General features: G+C 67.7%; 20 protein-coding genes. 10 read left to right on the forward strand and 10 right to left on the reverse strand.

All coding sequences use genetic code 11. The features are described from left to right. Positions 1–5: 5 nt before the first annotated feature. A complete protein-coding gene (gene lysA / locus KQ304_RS05675; protein WP_259736143.1) occupies positions 6–1,391 on the reverse strand; it encodes a diaminopimelate decarboxylase in 1,386 nt (461 codons plus the stop codon). 46 nt (positions 1,392–1,437) lie between these two features. Here lysA and KQ304_RS05680 point away from each other — a divergent pair, with 46 nt between their 5' ends. The 4 genes from KQ304_RS05680 (at position 1,438) to KQ304_RS05695 (ending at position 6,767) form a co-directional block, all read left to right on the forward strand. Then, positions 1,438–1,944 carry a GNAT family N-acetyltransferase gene (locus KQ304_RS05680; RefSeq protein WP_259736144.1) on the forward strand — a complete coding sequence of 169 codons (507 nt, stop codon included), beginning with the start codon at positions 1,438–1,440 and terminating at the stop codon, positions 1,942–1,944. A 203-nt stretch (positions 1,945–2,147) separates the two neighbouring features. Continuing rightward, complete coding sequence (locus KQ304_RS05685; protein WP_259736145.1) at positions 2,148–4,718, forward strand: ATP-dependent Clp protease ATP-binding subunit; 2,571 nt, start codon at positions 2,148–2,150, stop codon at positions 4,716–4,718. Between the two features lie 7 nt (positions 4,719–4,725). Continuing rightward, entirely contained in the window at positions 4,726–5,880 is a 1,155-nt protein-coding gene (locus tag KQ304_RS05690) for an iron-containing alcohol dehydrogenase family protein (protein ID WP_259736146.1), read from the forward strand. A gap of 38 nt (positions 5,881–5,918) precedes the next feature. Next, positions 5,919–6,767, forward strand: a complete 849-nt coding sequence (locus KQ304_RS05695) for an alpha/beta fold hydrolase (protein WP_259736178.1) — start codon at positions 5,919–5,921, stop codon at positions 6,765–6,767. Positions 6,768–6,803: 36 nt separating this feature from the next. Here KQ304_RS05695 and KQ304_RS05700 read toward each other — a convergent pair whose 3' ends face one another. Beyond that, the gene (locus KQ304_RS05700) at positions 6,804–7,763 is read right to left on the reverse strand and encodes an outer membrane protein (RefSeq protein ID WP_259736147.1); all 960 of its coding nucleotides are present in this window, start codon (positions 7,761–7,763) and stop codon (positions 6,804–6,806) included. A 224-nt stretch (positions 7,764–7,987) separates the two neighbouring features. Here KQ304_RS05700 and KQ304_RS05705 point away from each other — a divergent pair, with 224 nt between their 5' ends. Next, positions 7,988–8,644 (forward strand): DUF2993 domain-containing protein, encoded by a 657-nt coding sequence (locus KQ304_RS05705; RefSeq protein ID WP_259736148.1) that lies wholly within the window; start codon positions 7,988–7,990, stop codon positions 8,642–8,644. Between the two features lie 19 nt (positions 8,645–8,663). On the opposite strand, the gene KQ304_RS05710 is transcribed toward KQ304_RS05705, so the two are convergent. Genes KQ304_RS05710 through KQ304_RS05720 form a run of 3 tightly spaced genes read right to left on the reverse strand, consistent with a single transcriptional unit; the run spans position 8,664 to position 11,602 of the window. Then, positions 8,664–9,548, reverse strand: coding sequence for a phosphatidate cytidylyltransferase (locus tag KQ304_RS05710; protein ID WP_259736149.1), 885 nt, complete (start codon positions 9,546–9,548; stop codon positions 8,664–8,666). Further along, positions 9,545–10,213: a precorrin-6Y C5,15-methyltransferase subunit CbiT gene (cbiT, locus tag KQ304_RS05715; RefSeq protein WP_259736150.1), complete on the reverse strand. Its 669-nt coding sequence runs from the start codon at positions 10,211–10,213 to the stop codon at positions 9,545–9,547. The genes KQ304_RS05710 and cbiT overlap by 4 nt, the downstream gene beginning before the upstream one ends. A gap of 12 nt (positions 10,214–10,225) precedes the next feature. Further along, positions 10,226–11,602 carry an aminotransferase class I/II-fold pyridoxal phosphate-dependent enzyme gene (locus KQ304_RS05720; protein ID WP_259736151.1) on the reverse strand — a complete coding sequence of 459 codons (1,377 nt, stop codon included), beginning with the start codon at positions 11,600–11,602 and terminating at the stop codon, positions 10,226–10,228. Positions 11,603–11,762: 160 nt separating this feature from the next. On the opposite strand from KQ304_RS05720, the gene KQ304_RS05725 reads away from it, so the two are divergent. Together KQ304_RS05725 and KQ304_RS05730 are read left to right on the forward strand one after the other, a co-directional pair. Further along, entirely contained in the window at positions 11,763–13,376 is a 1,614-nt protein-coding gene (locus tag KQ304_RS05725) for an AarF/ABC1/UbiB kinase family protein (protein WP_259736179.1), read from the forward strand. A gap of 91 nt (positions 13,377–13,467) precedes the next feature. Then, positions 13,468–13,905: a hypothetical protein gene (locus KQ304_RS05730; RefSeq protein WP_259736180.1), complete on the forward strand. Its 438-nt coding sequence runs from the start codon at positions 13,468–13,470 to the stop codon at positions 13,903–13,905. Between the two features lie 14 nt (positions 13,906–13,919). Here the strand turns inward: KQ304_RS05730 and KQ304_RS05735 are convergent, their stop codons facing one another. Then, positions 13,920–14,390 (reverse strand): hypothetical protein, encoded by a 471-nt coding sequence (locus KQ304_RS05735; protein ID WP_259736152.1) that lies wholly within the window; start codon positions 14,388–14,390, stop codon positions 13,920–13,922. A gap of 146 nt (positions 14,391–14,536) precedes the next feature. On the opposite strand from KQ304_RS05735, the gene KQ304_RS05740 reads away from it, so the two are divergent. Next, positions 14,537–15,145, forward strand: a complete 609-nt coding sequence (locus KQ304_RS05740; protein ID WP_259736153.1) for an alpha-ketoglutarate-dependent dioxygenase AlkB — start codon at positions 14,537–14,539, stop codon at positions 15,143–15,145. A gap of 19 nt (positions 15,146–15,164) precedes the next feature. On the opposite strand, the gene KQ304_RS05745 is transcribed toward KQ304_RS05740, so the two are convergent. Beyond that, entirely contained in the window at positions 15,165–15,425 is a 261-nt protein-coding gene (locus KQ304_RS05745) for a hypothetical protein (RefSeq protein WP_259736154.1), read from the reverse strand. Positions 15,426–15,428: 3 nt separating this feature from the next. After that, the gene (locus tag KQ304_RS05750; protein ID WP_259736155.1) at positions 15,429–16,421 is read right to left on the reverse strand and encodes an RpoD/SigA family RNA polymerase sigma factor; all 993 of its coding nucleotides are present in this window, start codon (positions 16,419–16,421) and stop codon (positions 15,429–15,431) included. 197 nt (positions 16,422–16,618) lie between these two features. On the opposite strand from KQ304_RS05750, the gene KQ304_RS05755 reads away from it, so the two are divergent. Both KQ304_RS05755 and KQ304_RS05760 read left to right on the forward strand, forming a co-directional pair. Next, entirely contained in the window at positions 16,619–17,344 is a 726-nt protein-coding gene (locus KQ304_RS05755; protein WP_259736156.1) for a pseudouridine synthase, read from the forward strand. Between the two features lie 32 nt (positions 17,345–17,376). Continuing rightward, positions 17,377–18,309: a RodZ family helix-turn-helix domain-containing protein gene (locus KQ304_RS05760; RefSeq protein ID WP_259736157.1), complete on the forward strand. Its 933-nt coding sequence runs from the start codon at positions 17,377–17,379 to the stop codon at positions 18,307–18,309. Here the strand turns inward: KQ304_RS05760 and malQ are convergent. Next, positions 18,255–19,847, reverse strand: a complete 1,593-nt coding sequence (gene malQ, locus KQ304_RS05765; RefSeq protein WP_259736158.1) for a 4-alpha-glucanotransferase — start codon at positions 19,845–19,847, stop codon at positions 18,255–18,257. The two genes, KQ304_RS05760 and malQ, sit on opposite strands and share 55 nt — an antisense overlap. After that, positions 19,847–21,031 carry a Coenzyme F420 hydrogenase/dehydrogenase, beta subunit C-terminal domain gene (locus KQ304_RS05770; protein WP_259736159.1) on the reverse strand — a complete coding sequence of 395 codons (1,185 nt, stop codon included), beginning with the start codon at positions 21,029–21,031 and terminating at the stop codon, positions 19,847–19,849. The genes malQ and KQ304_RS05770 overlap by 1 nt, the downstream gene beginning before the upstream one ends. Between the last annotated feature and the right edge of the window lie 111 nt (positions 21,032–21,142).

Below are 21,142 nucleotides of genomic sequence, written 5' to 3' on the forward strand. Positions count from 1 at the left end.
TTGGCTCATGCTATCGGCCGAAAACGTTCTGGCAGCACATCGTGGAGCAGCAGCTCGTCTGGTCGCTCCCGCCGCTGCACCAGCTCCGCCTGACCCCCGTGCACCAGCACCGCCGCGGGTCTGGGGATGCGGTTGTAGTTCGAGGCCATCGAGGCGTTGTAGGCGCCGGTGGCGAAGACCACCAGCAGATCGCCGCTGCTGCTGGCCGGCAGGGCCAGGTCCTTGAGCAGCACATCACCGGATTCGCAGTGCTTGCCCGCCACCGTGACCGTTTCCGTGGGCGTGGCCGTGGGCCGCTCCGCCAGCACAGCCGTGTAGCTCGATTGATAGGTGATCGGCCGGGGGTTGTCGCTCATGCCCCCATCCACCGAGAGGTAGGTGCGCAGGCCAGGGATCTGCTTGCGGCTGCCGATCGTGTAAACGGTGAGGCCGGCGGTGGCCACCAGGGAGCGCCCCGGTTCGCACAGCAGCCGCGGCAGCTCCAGATCCCGCTCGCGGCAGGCACGCACCACGGCCTCGGCCACGCCCCTCACCCACTCCTGGATGGTCGGGGGATCGTCGGAGCTCACATAGCGGATGCCCAGGCCGCCGCCCACATTCAGATCGGTCACAGGGTGGCCGAGGGAGCGGGCCAGGGCCAGGGCATCGGCCATCACCCCAGCCAGATCACGGTGGGGCTGCAGCTCGAAGATCTGCGAGCCGATGTGGGCATGGAGCCCCGTGAGCCGGGCCCAGGCACAACTGGCCAGACGGCGCAGCACCGGTTCGAGCTGGTCGGGGTCGAAGCCGAACTTGCTGTCGAGGTGGCCGGTGCGGATGTACTCGTGGGTGTGGCACTCGATGCCGGGAGTGAAGCGCAGCATCAGCGGCACCACCCGGCCGGCGGCGGGGGCCAGCTCGGCGAGGCGCTCCAGGTCGTGGTCGTTGTCCACCACCACGGTCACGCCGTGGGCCACCGCCAGGGAGATCTCCTCATCCGACTTGTTGTTCCCGTGCAGCACGATCCGCTCCGGCGGCATGCCCCCCTGCAGGGCCGTGAGCAGTTCACCCGCTGAGACGGCATCGAGGCCGAGGCCTTCTGAGGCCACCAGGGCACTGAGCATCAAGCTGCTGTTGGCCTTGGAGGCGTAGAGCGCCAGCGAGGGACCGGGATAGTGGGCGGCGAGGGCCTCGCGATAGGCCCCGCAGCTGGCCCGCAGCGTGGCTTCATCGAGCACATACAGCGGTGTGCCATAGCGGCGGGCCAGATCACCCAGGTCACAGCCGCCCACCTGCAGCTGCTCACGGTCGTCGAGGGCTGTGGTGAGCGGCGTGAGATTGCGGTTGGGGCTGAGCGAATCAGCGTTCAACTCAAAGGGGCGCGTCGCCTCAGTGACGGAAGAAACGGTCATCGGCGCCATCCTTGGATCTGAATCCTGATTGCAGACAATCGTAAGGATGAGCCTCGAAGCGGCAGGGCCGGGGGAATTCAAGACGCGGCGCCTGGGGCCCGACCACGCTGAGGCCTGCCACCAGCTCGATCGGCTCTGCCGCCCCCAGGGCTGGGCGCTGAACCAGTGGCACCAGGAGCTGGAGGCCCAGGAGCTGGCGGCCGGCGAGCGCTGGGTGCTGGGCGTGCTGGGTGGATCACAACTGCTGGCGGTGGGCAGCGGCTGGCTGATCCTCGATGAACTGCAGATCCTGCTGGTGCTGGTGCACCCCACCCGGCGGCGAACCGGCCTGGCCCGGCGGCTGATGGGCGAGCTGATGCACCAGGGGCAAGAGCGGGGTGCCAGCGCGGCCAGCCTTGAGGTGGCCGCCGGCAACATCGCCGCCCTGGGGCTCTACGCCTCGCTCGGATTCCGCAACACCGGCCGTCGTCGCGGTTACTACCGCGATGGCCAGGATGCTCTGATCCAATGGTGCCAACTCAAGGGCTGCGCCGGATCGTTCAGCCCCTATTGAGTGCAACTGCACTGGCTGGCGTTGACGAAGGTGCGGATTGCCGCCCTTTGTTGATGCGTAAGGCCGTACGAATTCAAGCTTGAACGTGTGGCAATTGAGCCGGAACACCCCAGTGCTGCCAGCGGATTCGCCCGAACTCAAGTCAGAATCACGCACACCCTCTCAGCCCTGATAGATTGGGGTGACTTGCACAGGCACCGCAGATGTTCGAGCGGTTTACCGAGAAGGCCATCAAAGTGATCATGCTGGCCCAGGAAGAGGCTCGAAGGCTGGGTCACAACTTCGTGGGCACTGAACAGATCCTGTTGGGCCTGATCGGTGAGGGCACCGGTGTGGCCGCCAAGGTGCTCAAGTCGATGGGGGTCAATCTCAAGGATGCCCGGGTCGAGGTGGAGAAGATCATCGGCCGTGGCTCCGGCTTCGTGGCGGTTGAAATCCCCTTCACTCCCCGCGCCAAGCGGGTGCTGGAGCTTTCCCTCGAAGAAGCACGTCAGCTCGGCCACAACTACATCGGCACCGAACACCTGCTGCTGGGTCTGATCCGCGAAGGCGAGGGCGTCGCTGCCAGGGTTCTGGAGAACCTCGGTGTCGACCTGGCCAAGGTGCGCACCCAGGTGATCCGCATGCTCGGCGAAACCGCCGAGGTCACCGCCGGCGGTGGTGGCAACAAAGGCTCCACCAAAACGCCCACCCTCGACGAATTCGGCAGCAACCTCACCCAGCTTGCCGCCGAGGGCAAGCTCGACCCCGTGGTGGGTCGCCACAACGAAATCGATCGCGTCATTCAGATCCTCGGGCGCCGCACCAAAAACAACCCGGTGCTGATCGGTGAGCCCGGCGTCGGTAAAACCGCCATCGCCGAAGGTCTCGCCCAGCGCATCATCATCGGCGAAATTCCCGACATCCTCGAGGACAAGCGGGTTCTCACCCTCGACATCGGCCTGCTGGTGGCCGGCACCAAATACAGGGGTGAATTCGAGGAGCGCCTCAAGAAGATCATGGAAGAGATCCGCAGCGCGGGCAACGTGATCCTGGTGATCGATGAGGTGCACACCCTGATCGGAGCCGGTGCCGCCGAAGGAGCCATCGACGCCGCCAACATTCTCAAGCCGGCCCTGGCCCGCGGCGAACTCCAGTGCATCGGCGCCACCACCCTCGATGAGTACCGCAAACACATCGAGCGCGATGCTGCCCTGGAGCGCCGCTTCCAGCCAGTGATGGTGGGGGAACCCTCCGTGGTCGACACCATCGAGATTCTGCGCGGCCTGCGCGAGCGCTATGAGCAGCACCATCGCCTCAAAATCAGCGATGAAGCTCTTGTGGCCGCCGCCACCCTCGGTGATCGCTACATCTCCGATCGCTTCCTGCCCGACAAGGCCATCGATCTGGTGGATGAAGCCGGCAGCCGCGTGCGCCTGATGAATTCCAAGCTGCCGCCGGCCGCCAAGGAGCTTGACAAGCAACTGCGGGGCATTCAGAAGCAGAAAGAAGATTCCGTCCGTCAGCAGGATTTCGGCAAAGCCGGAGAACTGCGCGACAAAGAAGTGGAACTGCGCGATCAGATCCGCTCGATCCTCCAGGCCCGCCGCGACGAGGAACCCACCGTCTCCACCGCCGTGGAAGGCTCCAGTGAAGCCATCGCCGAGGCCGAAGCCAGCACTGCGGCCGACAACGCCCTGAGCTCCTCCAGCGGCGAACGCCATCCGGTGGTCACCGAGGAGGACATCGCCCAGATCGTGGCCTCCTGGACCGGTGTTCCCGTTCAGAAGCTCACCGAGAGCGAGTCGGTGAAGCTGCTGAACATGGAGGAGACCCTGCACCAGCGCCTGATCGGTCAAGACGAAGCCGTCAAGGCCGTGTCCAAGGCCATCCGCCGCGCCCGGGTGGGCCTGAAGAACCCCAACCGTCCGATCGCCAGCTTCATCTTTTCCGGTCCCACCGGCGTCGGCAAAACAGAGCTCACCAAGGCCCTGGCTGCCTATTTCTTCGGCAGCGAAGAGTCGATGATTCGCCTCGACATGTCCGAATTCATGGAGCGGCACACCGTCAGCAAGCTGATCGGTTCGCCTCCTGGGTATGTGGGCTTCAACGAAGGCGGTCAGCTCACCGAAGCCGTGCGCCGTCGTCCCTACACCGTGGTGCTCTTCGATGAGATCGAGAAAGCTCACCCCGATGTCTTCAACCTGCTGCTGCAGCTCCTCGAAGATGGTCGCCTGACCGATTCCAAGGGCCGCACGGTGGACTTCAAGAACACCTTGATCATCATGACCTCGAACATCGGTTCGAAAGTGATCGAGAAAGGCGGTGGTGGCCTGGGGTTCGAATTCTCCGGCGCTGCGGTTGAAGAAACTCAGTACAACCGCATCCGCTCGTTGGTGAACGAGGAGCTGAAGCAGTACTTCCGCCCTGAGTTCCTCAACCGTCTCGATGAGATCATCGTCTTCCGGCAACTCAGCCGCGACGAGGTCAAGGAAATCGCCGAGATCATGCTGCGCGAGGTGTTCGGGCGTATGCAGGAGAAGGGCATCGGCCTTTCGGTCACCGAGGCCTTCAAGGAGCGCCTTGTCGAAGAGGGCTACAACCCCAGCTACGGCGCCCGTCCCCTGCGGCGAGCCGTGATGCGCCTGCTCGAAGATTCCCTGGCGGAGGAATTCCTCTCCGGGCGTCTCAAGGATGGCGATTCGGCCCTGGTCGACGTCAACGACGAGAAGCAGGTGGTGATCCGCCACCAGACCGTGGTTGCGGAGCCGGAACTGGCTGCTGCCAGCGTCTGACGTTTCGATGGTGACAGCCCTCAGTCAGCATGCGATCGCCCCCGCCCGCCTGGTGCGGGGGCCTTCGGCCTGGAAGGCCTCGCTTGATTCCCTCCCCTCCCTCTGCCGTCGGCCGTTGCTGCTGGGCCGCAGCCAGGCCACCGCACTCCTGCGCCAGCAGGCCTGCGCTGATCTGCAAAGCCTCGCTCTGGAACCCCTCGCGGCCGACCTTCAGTTCGATTGCTGCGAGATTGATCTAAAGCGCCTGGCAACCGAAGCTCAGGCCGGCCGCTGCGACGGGGTGATCGCCATGGGCGGCGGCAAGGTGCTCGATGCCGGCAAGCTGCTGGCCCATCGCCTCGGCCTGGCCTGCATCACGGTGCCCACCAGCGCCGCCACCTGTGCCGGCTGGACGGCCCTGGCCAACCTCTACTCAGCGGAAGGCGCCTTCCACTCCGATCTGGCCCTGGATCGCTGCCCCGATCTGCTGATCTTCGACCACGACCTGGTGCTGCAGGCCCCTCACCGCACCCTGGCCAGCGGCATCGCCGATGCCATTGCCAAGTGGTATGAGGCGTCGGTGAGCAGCGGCGCCAGCGGCGACGGCCTGGTGCAGCAGGCCGTGCAGCAGGCCCGGGTGCTGCGCGACCAACTCCTGCTGGAGGGAGACCTGGCCATGGCCGAGCCCGGCGGCGACGCCTGGGTACGGGTGGCTGAGGCCTCGGCACTCACTGCCGGCCTGATCGGCGGCCTCGGTGGTGCCCGCTGCCGCACCGTGGCCGCCCACGCCGTTCACAACGGCCTCACTCAGCTGCCCGCCTGCCATCACCTGCTGCACGGCGAGAAGGTGGGCTTCGGCGTGCTCGTGCAGCTGCGGCTGGAGGAGTTGCTCGGTGGCCACCGGCTGGCCAGCCAGGCCCGCCGCCAGCTGATTTCTTTCTTCCGTTGTCTGAATCTGCCGGTGAGCCTGGAAGATCTGGGCCTGGCCGAAGCCAGCCTCAACGACCTCAACAACGTCTGTACCTTTGCCGTTCGCCCCGGCTCCGACCTGCACCACCTGCCCTTCCCCGTGAGCGCCAACGACCTGCTGACCGCCATGGTGAGCACCACAGCGGAGTCGAAGCCGGCGGCGGAGTGCAGCCAGATCAGCGAAGCCCAGCTCTGCCCAGAGACCAGTCCTTGAGCCGCTTCCCCCAGGCGGAGTGGTGCCAAGGCCCGGAGTTGATTGCCAGAGCCGCCGGCACCCTGCTGGACCCCCAGGGCCGCGATCTGGCTGGACAGGTGCAGTGGTGGGAGTTGCCGGGCTTGAGTGATCGTTGGCCCGTGGCGGTGCTGGGGGAAGGGGAGCCACTGCTGCTCCTTCATGGCTTCGACAGCTCGCTGCTGGAATTCCGCCGGCTGGCACCGCTGCTGGCGCCCCGCTTCCGGCTCTACATCCCTGACCTTTACGGCTTCGGCTTCAGCCCCCGGCCTGCCGCAGGCCGCTACAACCCCGATGGTGTGCTCGACCACCTCATGGCCGTGCTGGAGCGCATCGAGGCGGAATCCTCCCCAAAACCATCACGGCCCCTGGGCGTCATCGGCGCCTCCATGGGCGGATCGGTGGCTGTGGAGCTGGCCCGCCGCTGCCCAGAGCGGGTGAACCGCCTGCTGCTGCTGGCACCCGCCGGTCTCACCGGACGTCCGATGCCGCTGCCCCCCCTGCTGGATCGCCTCGGCGTGCGTTTTCTGGCGCTGCCTGGAGTGCGGCGAGGGCTTTGCCGGCAGGCCTTTGCTGATCCTGGCGCCAGCGTTGGGCCCGCTGAGGAAGAAATTGCTTCGCTGCATCTGCAGGTGATCGGCTGGGGCGAGGCGTTAGGTCGCTTCGCCCGCAGTGGAGGCTTCGCTGGTTGCGGTGTCCCCCTGCCCGCCCAGCCCCTGAAGGTGCTCTGGGGAGCCGAGGACCGCATCCTGCGCCAACCGCAGAAACAGGCAGCCCTGGCACTGCTGGGCGATCGGGTGGAGGAACTGACGGCCTGCGGTCACCTGCCCCATCTCGACCGCCCCGAGGCCGTGGCCGCCGCCTGCTGAGGGCAGAGGCGGCCAGAGGGCCTGTGGGGTCTCAGATCACCAGAGGCCGCGGATCGGTGCCGACTCGGGGATGGGCTCCATGAAGGGCTCGGGCTCAGGCTGGGGCTGCGCCCGGGGGGTCGGGGCGGGGGTCACGACCACCGGCTCAGGAGCCGGCTGTCCGAAGCGATAACGGAAGCCCAGCTTGGCCCCGAAGTCGTTGTAGGCGTCGTAACGGATGTTCTCGCCGCTGAATCCGGAGGCGCCGGAGTAGGTGCCTTCGAGGTAAAGGTCACTGGCATTGCTGAGGCCATAACTGACGCCGAGCTTGGCCTGCCAGCCAAACAGACCCTGGTTCGTGCTTCCGGTGGAGACGCTGTCACCACCACTGAAGATCCTGATGCGTGGGGTGCTCAGGTTGGTGTAACCGATGCCTCCACCGAGGTAAGGGGTCCAGCGGCTGCCGGTGCTGATGTCCCAGTAGGCGCTGGCAAAGATGTCGTTCTTGTTGATGACGCCAGAGGAACCGACGTCAAAGTTGGACCCGTTGACCGAGAAGGAGGCGTCATTGACGCTGGCCCGGGTGTAGACGTAGCTCAGTTCGGTGCGGATCGCGCCGAAGTCGTAGCCGACGGCCAGATCACCGGAGAAGCCGCCACCGAAACCCAGATCGCCGTTCACGTTCTGGAAGCCGGCGTTGTCGAGGTTGCGCGTGCGGATGCCCGTATCGGTGGGCCAGGCGGCACCGAGGCCAAGGCCGAGATACCAACCAGTGGCCTGTTCATAGAGGGGTGTTTCAGCGCTTCCGAAGCTCTGGGCAACGGTGTCGCTGGCCTGGGAGCCTGGCTCGGCACTGGGGGGCAGGGCGATGGCGGCGCCATCGGGGGCCAGCAGGGCGGCAGCTCCGGGGCCCACCGCAGCCGCTGGCTCGGCGGCACGGGCTGGGAGGGGCAGGAGGGTGCCCGCTGCGCTGGCGGCAGCCGCTGCCAGGGCAACGAAGGAAACTCTGGTTTTCATGATGAATCGTCCGGTCACTTTTATTCTCTAGATCTGGGGGTAACCTCCAAAGCAAAAACGGGCCAGAGCTTCACATGGCCGTCACCATCAGCTGGCGCTGACAATCAGCGTTCAACGAACGATCGCCGCCCAGCCGCCAGCCAGGGGAGAACCAGACCAGCAGGCTGCCCGCTGAGGAGGATGGATCCGTTTCTGTTAGGAGACACCATCTCGACGTCGAATGCATGGCTGGAGCTGAACCCCCACAGCCATCTCCATCGCCCAACAAGGGTCCTGTGCTGCAGCTGCTCGCCTCAGGTCTCCAGATCTGGATCCGCAGCCAGTGCGAGGCCGTCGGCAGCCTGGAGGTGCAGCTGCATGGCTCCACCCTCAACCTGCTGCGCGGTCGCCTGGACGGGGTGAGCCTGATGGCCCGCCAGGTGGTGTACCAGGGGCTGGAGATCGAACTGGTGGAGCTGAAAAGCGATCCCCTGCGCATCCAGCTCGGTGGAGTGCTGCGCGGCCAGCCGGTGCAGTTGGAGCATGCCTTCCTGATCCAGGGCCTGGTGGCCTTCACGGCCGTTGGCCTGAGTGGCTCCCTGAACCGTCCCCGCTGGCAGGAACTCAGCGACCACCTCGGCGAACAGCTGCTGGGCCTCGGACCCCTGCGCCAGCTGCGCATCGCCCGGGGCGTCCTGGTGGTGGCTGCCGAGGCCCAGGGAGAAACTCAGCTGGTCGAGCTGGAAACCCGCCCCGAAGCCGACGAGGGCAGTGTCGCGATCCGTGACCTCAACGGACAGCTGCGCGGGCGCCTGCCGATGGACCCGAACATCCGCATCGAGCGCGCCAGCCTCGAGGCCGACATGCTGCAGCTGCGGGGCGAAGCCCGGGTCACCCCCTGAGCAGGCCTCAGTCCAGCGCTCAGCTCAGCAGTGGCACCAGCAGGGTCACGAAATAGAAGACCACCGCCGGGGTGAACAGGAAACTGTCGATCCGATCAAGGATGCCGCCGTGGCCAGGGATGGCATCGCCGGAATCCTTCACGCCCGCATCCCGCTTCATCATCGATTCGGTCAGGTCCCCCACCAGGGCAAACAGCGACACGATTCCCCCCAGCAGGCCCCCCACCACCCAGCCCCAGCGCCAGCCCAGCAGCACTCCCCCCACCACACCCACGAGCACGGCACTGGCCACCCCACCGAGGGCCCCCTCCACCGTCTTGCCCGGGGAGATCGGCGAGAGGGGATGCAGCCCGAAGCGGCGGCCGATCACGTAAGAGCCGATGTCGGTGGCCACCACCATCAGGCAGGCCATCAAGGTGAGCGCCATTCCAGGGGTGAAGGGCCAGCCGGCTCCCTGCAGATGGGGAGCCAGAGCTGGATCGAGCAGATCCCGCAGCCGCAGCCAATGGCTGGGCAGAAAGCCCAGATAGAACAGGCCGAAAATCGAAGCGGCGATGTCGGCGATGGTGCCGGTCACCGGCTGCAGCAACAGCCAGCCGCAGATCACCGCCCCCGACACCGGCACCACGGAGGCCGCCAGATCCACCGCCATGCCACCGCCGCTGGCCCACTGGGTGGCGAACAGCAGCAACTGGCAGGCCACCAGGGTGGTCTTGCTGGCGGGTCGGATGCCCTTGAACTGGGCCAGCCGAAAGAACTCCAGCAGCCCCAGGTGCACGATCACACCCACCGCCACGGTGAACCACCAGCCCCCCAGGCCCACCACCACCAGGCCGAAGCCCCCCGCCGCGAAGCCGCTGACCAGCCGTGAAAGCGAGGTGCGCGGCCGTGAACCCTGGCTCACCCGTGACGCTCGGCAGCGATCAGAAACAGGGGTTCAGCCGCCGCCAGACGCGCCTGGCTGCCCCGGCGCTGCATGCGATGGACCGTTGCTTGCACCACCTGTACGTCCTGGGCTTCCAGATGCCCCAGGGTATCGGTCGCATCCACGAGGCCCTCCAGGCTGGCGGTGCTGATCACCAGCCGTCCCCGGGGCTGCAGTGCCGCCCAGACGGCCCTCAGCACACTGGCCAGCGGGCGGCCCACCTCCAGCACCACCCGGTCGGGATGCGGCGGCAACAGGGAGAGCCCATCGGGGGCCTGGCCGGCATGGATGTGCAGATTGTCGATGGCCAGGTGTCGTCGGTTGCGTTCCAGCAGCTCAATCGCCTCCGGATCCCGCTCCAGGGTGTGCACCTGGCCCAGCGGCATCAGTCGGGCGATCTCCAGGGCCAGGGCCCCGGTGCCGCCGCCCACATCCCAGACCGTGGAATCGGCACGGGGACGCAGGTGGGCCAGCAGCATCACCCGCAGCTCCATCGGCGTGGGGCTGAAGCCCGGGGCCTCATCAAAGGCCTGATCGGGCAGCCCTGGGGTGACGAAATCCCACCGAAAGGCAGGTTCAGACTCGGCTTGGCGCCCGCGATCACTGGGCTGGCCCGGAGCTTCGCCTCGCTGGCTTGGGCCCATCCGCAGCGCCCATCAGGCCACAACCTTCACCGTATCAGCGATCTGACCAGGCCAGAGGCGCTGCTGCTCCAGCAGCCACTCCAGCCGCGCCCCATCGATCCGCTCACCTGGAATCAACAGGGGGATCCCCGGGGGATAGGGGCAGATCGGCTCCGCCGCCAGCCGCCCCAGCGCCTGCCCCAGGGGAAGGCTCTGCTGGGGCAGCCGCCAGGCTTCACCAGGGGTCAGCTCCGGCTCCGCCAGGGCGGGAATGGGTGGTGGCGAGAAGGGGGGGAGCGCAGCCCCACCCAGGGCCTGCCGCAGCTGCTGGAGCCGGGCAGGCAGCAGCCTGAGGGCCCGCCGCGGCGGCCTCTGCCCCAGACAGAAGGTGAGGCAGCCGGGCTCGGGCAACTCAGCGATCACGCCCCGCTGCAACAGCCAGGCATCGGCCGCCAGCCCATTGATGCCCAGGGCGCCGCTGTGGAACACCAGGCGCAGGGGATCCTGATTGACCGCCAGGGGCAGCGAGGCCGCCGCCAGGGCCTGCCGCAGCGCCTGGGCCCGCTTCAGGGCCAGGCGCAGGCCGCGGTCGCCGGCGGCACTGTGGCGGTGCGCAAAGGCCGCCGCCGCTGAGGCCAGCAACAGGGCGCTGGGGCTGGAGGTCTGCAGCCAGAGCAGGGAGCGCTCAATCGCCTGCTCACTCACCCGCCCGCGGCGCAGCAGCAGGGCAGCGCTCTGGGCCAGCCCCCCCGCGCTCTTGTGCAGGGACTGCACCACCAGATCAGCCCCGGCCGCGATCGCCCCCATCGGTAGACCCGATTGACCGAAATGGCCCCCGTGGGCCTCATCCACCAGCACCGGCAGCCCCTGGCCGTGGGCCACAGCGATCAGCCCCCGCAGGTCCCCCGCCAGTCCCTGGTAGGTGGGATGCACCAGCACCAGCGCCGCCAGGGGCGGAGCCTGCTCCAGGCGCTGCTGCAGCCAGGCCGGTGTTGGCGGCAGCCACAGCCCGGTGGCCGGATCAAAGGGCAGATCGAACAGCACCGGCCGCAGGCCACCGAGCACGCAGGCATGCAGAAGGCTGCGGTGCAGATTGCGGGGCAGCAGCACCCGCTGGCCGGGCCGGGCCAGGGCCAGCAGGGCCACCTGCAGCATCCCGCTGGCTCCGTTCACCCCGAACCAGCAGCGATCAGCGGCGCAGAGGCGGGCGCACTCGGCCTGGTCAGCGGCCACGGCACCGCCAGGCTCCAGCGGCCCTCCGATCTCCGGCAGCTCCGGCAGATCCCAGCGGCCGGGGCGCCGCCGCAGCAGCCGGCGCAGATCAGGCGCCAGCCCCCGGCCGCGCCCATGGGCGGGAAGGTGCAGATCCAGGCGAGGGGGGGCCTGACGCAGGGCTGACAGCAGGAGCATCACCAGCCCTGGACTTTCTAGAGTCTGGGGTCACCACCCCAGGCTCCGCAGGAGTTCCCCCATCACCGCCAGCTCCCCCGTGCGCCCGGCCCCACCGGCGCGTCCCGCCCGGGTCGAAGGTCCGCCGCCCCGCTACGACCCCGCCGCCGACCTGCGCTGGATGCTGCTGCGCCCCTGGGTTCTGGTGTCGCGTGTGCTGGTGGTGCTCTGGCAACTGGGCTGGCTGGCCCTGGTGCTGGTGGTGCAGGGCAGCAGCAGCGAGCGCGCCGTGCAACAGCGCCTCGGCCGCCGCATCCTCGAAACCCTCACGCAGCTGGGTCCCTGCTTCATCAAGGTGGGGCAAGCCCTCTCCACCCGCCCCGACCTGGTGCGCCGCGACTGGCTCGACCAGCTCACCCAGCTGCAGGACAACCTGCCTCCTTTCCCCCACGAACTGGCCCTCGCCGAGATCGAGGCGGAGCTGGGAGCACCAGCGGTTCAGCTCTACGACCATTTCCCGCCCTACCCCATGGCGGCAGCCAGCCTGGGCCAGGTGTACAAGGCCGAGCTCACACCGGGCCAGTGGGTGGCGGTGAAGGTGCAACGCCCCAACCTGGCTTACATCCTGCGCCGCGATCTGGTGATCATCCGCCTGCTCGGGGTGCTCACCGCGCCGTTCCTGCCCCTGAACCTGGGCTTTGGCCTGGGCGACATCATCGATGAATTCGGTCTCACCCTCTTCGACGAGATCGACTACCGCCGTGAGGCCGATAACGCCGAGCGCTTTGCCGCCCTGTTTGCCGACAACCCCGCCGTGACGGTGCCACGGGTGGAGCGGCAGTTCTCCAGCCGACGGGTGCTGACCACCAGCTGGATCAACGGCATCAAGCTGCAGGACCGACTGGAGCTGGAATCGCACCGGCTGGAGCCCGATGCCCTGATCCGCACCGGCGTGATGGCCGGTCTGCAGCAACTGCTGGAGTTCGGCTACTTCCACGCCGACCCCCACCCCGGCAACCTCTTTGCCCTGCCGGGCCGCACCGGTGCCATGGGCCATGTGGCCTACGTCGATTTCGGCATGATGGATTCGATCAGTGACGCCGATCGCCTCACCCTCACCGGCGCGGTGGTGCACCTGATCAACCGCGATTTCGAAGCCCTCGCCGGCGATTTTCAGACCCTGGGGTTTCTGCGCCCCGACGCCGATCTCGTCCCGATCGTGCCGGCCCTGGAAACCGTGCTCGGTGGCCAGCTGGGGGAGAGCGTGGGCTCGTTCAACTTCAAGGCGATCACCGATCGGTTCTCGGAGTTGATGTTCGACTATCCCTTCCGGGTGCCGGCCCGCTTCGCCCTGATCATCCGGGCGGTGGTCAGCCAGGAAGGTCTGGCCCTGCGGCTCGATCCAAGCTTCAAGATCATCCGCGTGGCCTACCCCTACGTGGCCCGGCGGTTACTGGCCGGCGACACCGCCGAACTGCGCGAGAAGCTGCTGGAGGTGCTCTTCGATCGCCGGGGTCACCTGCAGCTGGAGCGGCTCGAAAGCCTGCTGGGCGTGGTGGAGCAAGACGAAGCCAACCCCGACCTGCTGCCGGTGGCCGGTGCCGGCCTGCGCCTGCTGCTCGGTCCCCGCGGCAGCAGCCTGCGGCAGCGGCTGCTGCTGATGCTGGTGCGCGACAACCGCCTCAACACCGACGATCTGCGGGCCCTGATGGGGCTGCTGCGGCGCACCTTCTCCCCCGCCAAGCTGGCGGGCGGCGTGCTGCAGCGGCTTAACCCCCTGGCACCGGCCACCTGATCAGCAGGGCGCTCCCCTGCTGATCGCTAGGGTCAGCTTCATCTTCCTGTTGGCACCGCCCGTGATCAGCGATCCCACCGGTCCAGAGGCCGTGAGCCAGGGCTACGCGGCAGGCGCCTTCGCCGATTTCGAAGGCGCCGACATCCTGCTTGAGTATGTGCCGGTGGGACAACCGCCGTTCTTTCTGGCGGGGGTGGGTCTGGCGATCGCGATCCTCTGCGGCCTCACTTTTTCGCGGCTGGTGCAGAACCGCCTCGACGGCTGGAAGCAGGACCGGCTCAACCTGCTGCCGCTGGCGGTGGCTGAAACCGTCTCGTCCTACGCGGGACTGATCCTGGGGGTGACCCTGTTCATCGGTGGCAGCCTGCAGGTGTTCGGCTTCGGCGCCGGCACGGCCCTGCTGGTGGCCCTGCTGCTTTCCCTGCTCACCGGTGGCGCCCTCTGGGTGCAGCTGGAGGGCCTGATGCGTCAGGTGCAGGACGGCAGCTTCAAGGCCGTGGACTTCGACAATTTCGATCAGTTTTTCTAACTCATCTGGCCAGATCAATTCAGCCATTCAATCTGATTGGGATGCAGGATCCTGTGGGGGCCAGCGGTTGCGTTGGCCGGCAGCAGCACCTCCAAATGACGGCCCTTCAACGCTGAGAGCCCCACGTCTGAAACCAGCTGATCGAGCAGAGAGCGCCCGATCGTGATGGTCATCGGTTGGCGGTTGATTCCCGTGGCGCTGAAAATCACGCTGGTGCCCGCCACCGAGACATCATCGATCCAGAGCTCGTGGGCAACGATGTTCAGCTCGGGTGGGCAGATGATCGAGAGGATGCCTCCATCCAGTTTCAGGCAGGCGCTGAACGAGCGCACTTCCGCCACCAGCCGCTCCATGGGGCCGTAATCGGGGATGGCACCCGGTCCATAGTTCGCCTGGCCCTTGCTGCGGATATGGGCGGGAAGCTCCATCAGCACTCGCTCAAGCACATCGCGATCCCTGTCGTCGAGGCGAGGGTGGGCGTTCACACAAGGATTCCCAAGATCGATGCTCGTGAACCCGTTCGTCCAGATTCGCCTGGCCGATCCAACGGTTGAGAGCTGCAGCCTGCGAAGAACCCGCCCGCCGCTTGCGCCATAACTGAAGGGCAGGGCATCGCCACAACCCACCACCGATGGATTCTCCCCAACACCGGCAGGCCCCTGGCCTGGCCCTGCGGCTCTGGCCGAGTTGGGCCAGTGATGCCGATCAGCAGCTGAGGCGGTTGCAGCAGGAGGTCCCCTGGCGGCAGGAGTCGATCACCCTCTTCGGCCGCAGCCGGCCCATGCCGCGGCTCACCTGCTGGGTGGCGGATCCCGGCTGCACCTACCGCTACAGCGGCCTGGCCAACGAGCCCCAGCCCTGGTCAGCAGGGCTGCTGGAGATCAGGGAGGCACTGGAGGCCAGCCTCGGCTGGCGCTTCAACTCGGTGCTGCTCAACCGCTACCGCGATGGCAACGACGCCATGGGCTGGCATGCGGACAATGAACCGGAGCTGGAACCGCAGGCACCGATCGCCTCGCTGAGCCTGGGGGCCAGCCGCAGCTTTCGCCTCAAGCCGCGGGCGGGCACGGTCGGAGCCGCCGAGCCCATCAGCCTGGAGCTGGGCCACGGGGATCTGTTGGTGATGGACCCTCCCACCCAGCAGCACTGGCTGCATGCTCTGCCCCGACGGCTGCGGGTGCGGCAGGAGCGGCTGAACCTCACATTTCGGCTGATCCGGACCCAGGCCAACGGCCTTTGATCAGGCTTCGCTGGCCAGTTCAGGCTTCGCTGCCGGCCAGCTCGAGCATCGCCAGAGTGACAGGGATCGTCTCAAGGGCCTCCTCGTTGTCGAGGAAGGCATCGAAGGAGCGGTAGCGACAGACGCAAGGGAGCGGATCACCTTCGGCCTCGGCCTGAGCCCAGGCCTCCGGCCAGCTCAGTTCTTTGGGGCGGACCTGGATGTAACAGGCCAGAGCCTCCTCCAGGTCGCCGGCATCAGCGATGCATTCCCCGCGCCAGTAGACCTCGAAAAACGGCATGGCTCAGGCCACCAGGTAGCCCTCAAGGCGGCAGGAACGGGAACGAATGCCCTCCAGGGCGCGGCGTTCGAGGTTGCGGGTCTTGTCGCGGCTCATCCCCAGGGTGCGGGCGATGGAGGTGAGGCTCATCGGTTCATCGCCGTCGATGCCGTAGCGCATGGTCAGCACATTGCGCTGCAGTTCAGGCAGTTGCTCCAGCAGGGCCCGCATGTCGCCCCGCAGGCACTCGCTGTCCACGCTCTCAGCAGGCAGCGTCCCGTCCCCCTGCAGCAGGTCCAGCAGTTCGGTGTCCTCTCCGTCGCCCACCTTCGTCTCCAGGCTCACCGGTTGCCGCGCCCGGCAGAGCAGATCCTTCACCTCCTCCTCCGGCAGCTCCACAGCCACCGCCAGTTCACCCAGCGTGGGCGTACGGCCCAGTTCCTGGCTCAGTTCCCGCTGGCCCTTCTTCAGCTTGTTCAGCGTTTCGGTGATGTGGATCGGCAGCCGGATCGTGCGGCTCTTCTCCGCGATCGCCCGCGTGATCCCCTGCCGGATCCACCAGTACGCATACGTACTGAATTTGTAGCCCCGCGTCGGGTCGAACTTCTCCACGCCCCGCACCAGACCGATCGTTCCCTCCTGGATCAGGTCCAGCAGTTCCATGTTCCGCTTGGTGTATTTCTTCGCCACGCTCACCACCAAGCGCAGGTTCGCCGCCACCATCCGCTCCTTGGCCCGGCGGCCGCTGGCCAGCTTGCGCTTCAGCAGCGCCGGGCTCACGCCCGCCGCGCTCGCCCATTCCGCCGCGCTGGGCTTCTGCCCGCCCGCACGCATCTCCAGTTCCTGCTCGGCTTCCTCCAGCCGCATCAGCTCCTGCACCTGGCGGCCCAGCGTGATCTCCTGCTCATGCGTCAGCAGCGGCACCCGGCCGATGTCACGCAGGTAGGAGCGCACCAGGTCGCCGGTGGGCACCAGGGACGAGGAGGCGGCTGCGGCGGCCACGGGGAGAGAGGACATGGTGCCGGTTCGGGGAGTTAGGAAACCTATGTGTTTCGAAAACTACCACCGATCCGCCGCTCCAGGCCAGACCAGCCGCTTACAACCCAGCTCCCCAAGAGCCTCCGCTCTGGAACGTCCGGCCCAGAAAAGGCAACACTGGTGGCACGGGTTCCCCCTCGCCCATCCTCAGTCCTACCCCGAGCGCAGCACCTGCCATGACGGCGCAACGACTCCAGAAATTGCTGGCCAGTGCCGGACTCTGCTCCCGCCGTCGCGCCGAGGAGCTGATCCTGCAGGGGCGGGTGACCTTGAACGGAGCCATGGCAAGGCTGGGGGACCAGGCCGATCTCTCCAGCGACCGGCTGGAGCTGGACGGGAGGCCCGTGGCGGCGGCAGCCCCCGCCATCACCGTGCTGCTCAACAAGCCCCGTGGTGTGATCTGCAGTTGCCACGATCCCGAGGGTCGACGAACGGTGCTGGATCTGCTGCCGCCGGAGCTGAGCGAGGCGACCGGCCTCCATCCGGTGGGGCGCCTCGATGGCGCCAGCCGCGGTGCCCTGCTGCTCAGCAACGACGGTGCCCTCACCCTGCGCCTCACCCATCCCCGCTTCGGCCACCGCAAGCACTACCGGGTCTGGGTGGCCGGTGAGCCAGCGCCGGAGGCCCTGGAGCAGTGGCGCCAGGGGGTGCCCCTTAATGGCCAACCGAGCCAACCGGTGGCGGTCAGGCCGCTGGCACGGGGAGTGCGGGGCACCCTGCTGGAGCTGGAGATGGGCGAGGGCAGAAACCGGCAGATCCGGCGCACCGCCGAACTGCTGGGTCACCCCGTGCGCGATCTGCAGCGGGTGGCCATCGGTCCGCTGCGCCTTGGGGAGCTGCCCGAGGGACGCTGGCGCCACCTCGCTCCCCAAGAATGGAAGGATCTCGACGCGCGGGCCTGAGCCGCTCAGCGACCGCCCCACTGACCTGATCGATGCCGCCCTCCAGGATTCCCACGGTCGTTCCACCGCCACTCAGGCGTTGGTGGCCCTGGCGGAAAGCCGCACCCAGCCGGCCGGTTGAGCCCCGGGAGGATCCCCTGCTCAACGCCGGACGGCAATTGCGCCAGCAGCGGGAAGCCCAGGGCCTGAGCCTGCGCCAGCTGGCGATCGAGACGCGGGTGAGCACGCCGGTGCTCGAAGCCCTGGAGCGGGGATGGCGGGAGCGGCTGCCGGAGGCCGCCTACCTGCGCACCATGCTGCCGCTGCTGGAGCAGCACCTGAATCTTTCAGCCGGCGCCCTTGACGGGGCCCTGCCGGATCGACCCGAGATGGCCCAGCACGGCGATTCGGGCCGTCAGGCCCTGCTCGCCCGCTTCACTCCGGGCTCGATCGATGTCTTCACCACCTGGCAGGGAACCGTGCTTTACGGCGGCCTGGCCCTGGCGTTGATCTACGGCGTCAACCTGCAGCAGCGACAGCTGGCGGCGGAGAACCTGCTGACCCTGCGGCCGATCCAACCCCTGCCTGTTGGGGAGCAACAGGCTCCTGATCCCAGCACCGAACTGCTGCAGGCCTATCCGGACCTCAGGCCCCTGCAGCAGGCCGCCCAGGGTGTGGCCAGGCAACGGCTGCAGGGGGGAGGCCTCGAGCGCCGTCCTGCCGCCGGGGTGCTGCAGCTGAAGCTGGGGCAACCCACCCGGATCAGCCTTGACAGTGAGACCGGGGTGAAGACCGAACTGAACGGAGCCACGGGCGAACTGGTGCTGCAGTTGCGTCCTCCCCTGCGCCTCAGCCTGAATCCCGTGCCCCCGCAGGGGGCGGTGCTCTGGGACGGCCAGCCGCTGACGCCAGAACCAGGGGGCGATGGCCGTTACCGGCTGCCGCCGGCCACCGCTTCAGAGGCACCAGCGCCCAGGCGCCCGTAGCGCAGCGCCAGCCCCTGGAGACCCTCCAGGGGCTGCTGAAGGCTGGCGATCGGTTGGTTCAGCCGCCAGGTCCAGTTGCCCGAGGCGGTGCCGGGGGTGTTGAAGCGGGCCTGGTCATCGAGGTGGAGCAGGTCCTGCAGGGGCACCACCGCCAGCTGAGCCGAGGAGCCCAGCGCCAGCTCCAGCAGTTGCCAGCCCGGGGCATCGATCGTGTGTCCCACCAGCTCACCCACCTGACGCCGCTGGTCCTCCTCCAGCTGCTGCCACCAGCCCACGCAGGTGGCGTTGTCGTGGGTGCCGGTGTACACCACCCAGTGGTCGCCTTGGTAGTTGGCCGGCAGATAGGGGTTCTCGGCGTTGCCATCGAAGGCGAACTGAAGGATCTTCATGCCCGGCAGGGCGAAGCGATCACGCAGGGCCTCCACCTCAGGAGTGATCACACCCAGGTCTTCGGCGATCAGGGGCAGGGCTGGGGCGGAGCGGTCACCGGCGCCCTGCCGCCGCTGCCAGCGGCTCTGCAGGCTGGCGAGCAGGGCCTCACCCGGTGACGGCTTCCAGTGGCCCTCCTGGGCCGTCTCGGCCTGGCCGGCCACGCTCCAGTAGGACTCCAGGGCACGGAAGTGGTCGAGGCGCAGCAGATCGAGCAGCTGCAGCTGCCGCTCCAGCCGGCGCATCCACCAGCGGAAGCCGGTGAGCCGGTGCAGGCTCCAGCGGTAGACCGGGGTGCCCCAGAGCTGGCCGGTGTCGGAGAAGTAATCGGGGGGCACGCCGCTCTGCTCACTGAGGTCGCCATCGGCGCGCACCGAAAAGAGGCGGCGATTCGCCCAGACATCGGCGCTGTCGTGGGCCACATAAAAGGGCAGATCCCCGATCAGGCGCACGCCGCAGCTGCTGGCGTGCTGGCGCAGCTGCTGCCATTGCCGCTGCAGCTGCCACTGCACCAGGGCCTCCTGCAGCAGGGGTCCGGCAGCATCCCGATCCAGCTGACGCAGCGCCAGACGACCACGCCGCGCCAGGGGCCTCGGCCAGGCCCACCAGGGCTGCTGGCCATGGCGCTCGCGCAGCACCATGAAACGGCAGTGGTCGCGCAGCCAGTGATCCTCCAGGCGCCGCCAGCGGGCGAAGGCCTGCTGGCGCTCCTGGCTCTGGGCGGGCCAGCGCTCCAGCAGACATGCCCCCAGGGCCGCAGCCCGCAGCCGGGCCGGCTCCAGGTCAAGCCGCTCGCGGCTGCCGCCGGGCAGATCCTCGGCAGCGGCGGCGTCGAGAAAACCCTCGGCCACCAGGGCCTCGACATCGAGGAACCAGGGATTGAGGGCGAAACCGCTGGGGGAGCTGTAGGGGGAGCCGGTGCCATCGGTAGGGGCCAGGGGCAGCAACTGCCAGGCGGCGATGCCGGCGCCGGCCAGCTGGTCGATCCACTGGCGAGCCGCCAGACCGAAGGTTCCACAGCCCGGGGTGTCCGGCAGGGCGGTGGGATGGAGCAGCACACCGCACTGCCGACTGGAGGGCCCGTGCTCAGGGCCGGAGGGCAGGGGCATCAATCGGGCAGGCGATACCGGCTGATGATCGCCTTGGCGAAGGCCGGGATGTGACGATCCGCCTGATCGGGGTGGTGGCGCCTCACCCAGATGGCGTTGCGGGTGAAGTGGGAATCGATCGAAAAGCGGCCGTATTCCAGCCCCTTGGGACCGAAGCGCTTCACGAAGAAACCCACCAGCTCCGCCAGCCAGAGGGGCAGCTTCACGGCCTTGTCGTAGGCCTCGATCCCCTGCTGCACGGCGGCGCGGCGGTCCCCCTGGCTGCTGACGGGAGCGGTGTCGAGCTCGGCCTCCACCAGATCCAGCAACTGCTGGCCCCTGGGGTTGCGCACCACCAGCCACTGGCGGCCGAAGCTGGCCCCCATGTAGCCCACCACCAGATCGGCGCCGGCATTGGTGTAGTCGAAACAGCTCAGGCAGCTGGGGGCGAAGACGTCCTTGAGCTTGGGGGTGTCGAGCCCGAAGAACGGCACCGTTTCCTCACTGCCGTCGCTGTGGCGGAAGTGGATGCGGAAGTCCTGCATGAACTCGTAGTGCACCACCGTGTCCGGCGAACGGCTGGCGCTCTCCAGGAAGGTCTGCAGCCCGCTGCGGCTGACGTTATCGACGCAGGGCATGCCCAGCACGTAGAGCTCGTCGAGTGGCAGGGTGCTCTGCACGGCGCGCAGGGCCTGGATCTGGCAGCCCACCCCGATCGCCAGCAGGCGACGGATGCCGCTGCCCGGCAGCTGCTGCAGCACCTCCAGGTTGGGGGAGAGGGTGGGCTTGTTCACCCGGGCGGCCAGCACCTCCTCAGGGGTTCGCGCCAGCACCGGCACCGGGGTGAAGCGATCCTCCGGGCTCTGCTGCACGCACAGCACCGCGTCCACCAGGCCGCTCTCGAGGGCGAGCACACCGATGCGACTGACGATGCCGGTCCACTGGGCACCATCGATCGGCGCCTGCAGGCGGGCGGTGAGCATGCGCTCATGCACACCGAAGTAGAGCTCGTCGTCGTTGGTCAGATCGCGACGGCGGCCGTGGGCCCGCTCCTCCATCCGATCGAAGCCCTGGGTGAGGAAGGCGCAGGCGTCGCGCACATAGGCCACCCAGCCCGTGTCGCAGAGCCCACACTCACTGCAGAGATCCCGGGCCGGCTTGACACTGCCCTTGGCCAGGGGTCGGGCCCGTTCATGGGGAGCCAACGGCTGACCGGCAGCGGCTGCAGCGGCCGAGGCAGGTCCTGAACGGGAAGCGGCGCTCAATGCTGAATCCCGACGGAGAGGGGAGGTTCACAACCTATCGGCCACCGCACC

This window comes from Synechococcus sp. CS-1329 (assembly GCF_025128055.1).
Lineage (GTDB): Bacteria > Cyanobacteriota > Cyanobacteriia > PCC-6307 > Cyanobiaceae > Regnicoccus_A.

Coding starts and splice junctions, on each gene's coding strand:
- lysA (WP_259736143.1), bottom strand. CDS start 1,391: ATGACCGTTTCTTCCGTCACTGAGGCGACGCGCCCCTTTGAGTTGAAC.
- KQ304_RS05680 (WP_259736144.1), top strand. CDS start 1,438: ATGAGCCTCGAAGCGGCAGGGCCGGGGGAATTCAAGACGCGGCGCCTG.
- KQ304_RS05685 (WP_259736145.1), top strand. CDS start 2,148: ATGTTCGAGCGGTTTACCGAGAAGGCCATCAAAGTGATCATGCTGGCC.
- KQ304_RS05690 (WP_259736146.1), top strand. CDS start 4,726: ATGGTGACAGCCCTCAGTCAGCATGCGATCGCCCCCGCCCGCCTGGTG.
- KQ304_RS05700 (WP_259736147.1), bottom strand. CDS start 7,763: ATGAAAACCAGAGTTTCCTTCGTTGCCCTGGCAGCGGCTGCCGCCAGC.
- KQ304_RS05705 (WP_259736148.1), top strand. CDS start 7,988: ATGGCTGGAGCTGAACCCCCACAGCCATCTCCATCGCCCAACAAGGGT.
- cbiT (WP_259736150.1), bottom strand. CDS start 10,213: ATGGGCCCAAGCCAGCGAGGCGAAGCTCCGGGCCAGCCCAGTGATCGC.
- KQ304_RS05720 (WP_259736151.1), bottom strand. CDS start 11,602: ATGCTCCTGCTGTCAGCCCTGCGTCAGGCCCCCCCTCGCCTGGATCTG.
- KQ304_RS05725 (WP_259736179.1), top strand. CDS start 11,763: ATGCTGCTGCGCCCCTGGGTTCTGGTGTCGCGTGTGCTGGTGGTGCTC.
- KQ304_RS05740 (WP_259736153.1), top strand. CDS start 14,537: ATGGATTCTCCCCAACACCGGCAGGCCCCTGGCCTGGCCCTGCGGCTC.
- KQ304_RS05745 (WP_259736154.1), bottom strand. CDS start 15,425: ATGCCGTTTTTCGAGGTCTACTGGCGCGGGGAATGCATCGCTGATGCC.
- KQ304_RS05750 (WP_259736155.1), bottom strand. CDS start 16,421: ATGTCCTCTCTCCCCGTGGCCGCCGCAGCCGCCTCCTCGTCCCTGGTG.
- KQ304_RS05755 (WP_259736156.1), top strand. CDS start 16,619: ATGACGGCGCAACGACTCCAGAAATTGCTGGCCAGTGCCGGACTCTGC.
- KQ304_RS05760 (WP_259736157.1), top strand. CDS start 17,377: ATGCCGCCCTCCAGGATTCCCACGGTCGTTCCACCGCCACTCAGGCGT.
- malQ (WP_259736158.1), bottom strand. CDS start 19,847: ATGCCCCTGCCCTCCGGCCCTGAGCACGGGCCCTCCAGTCGGCAGTGC.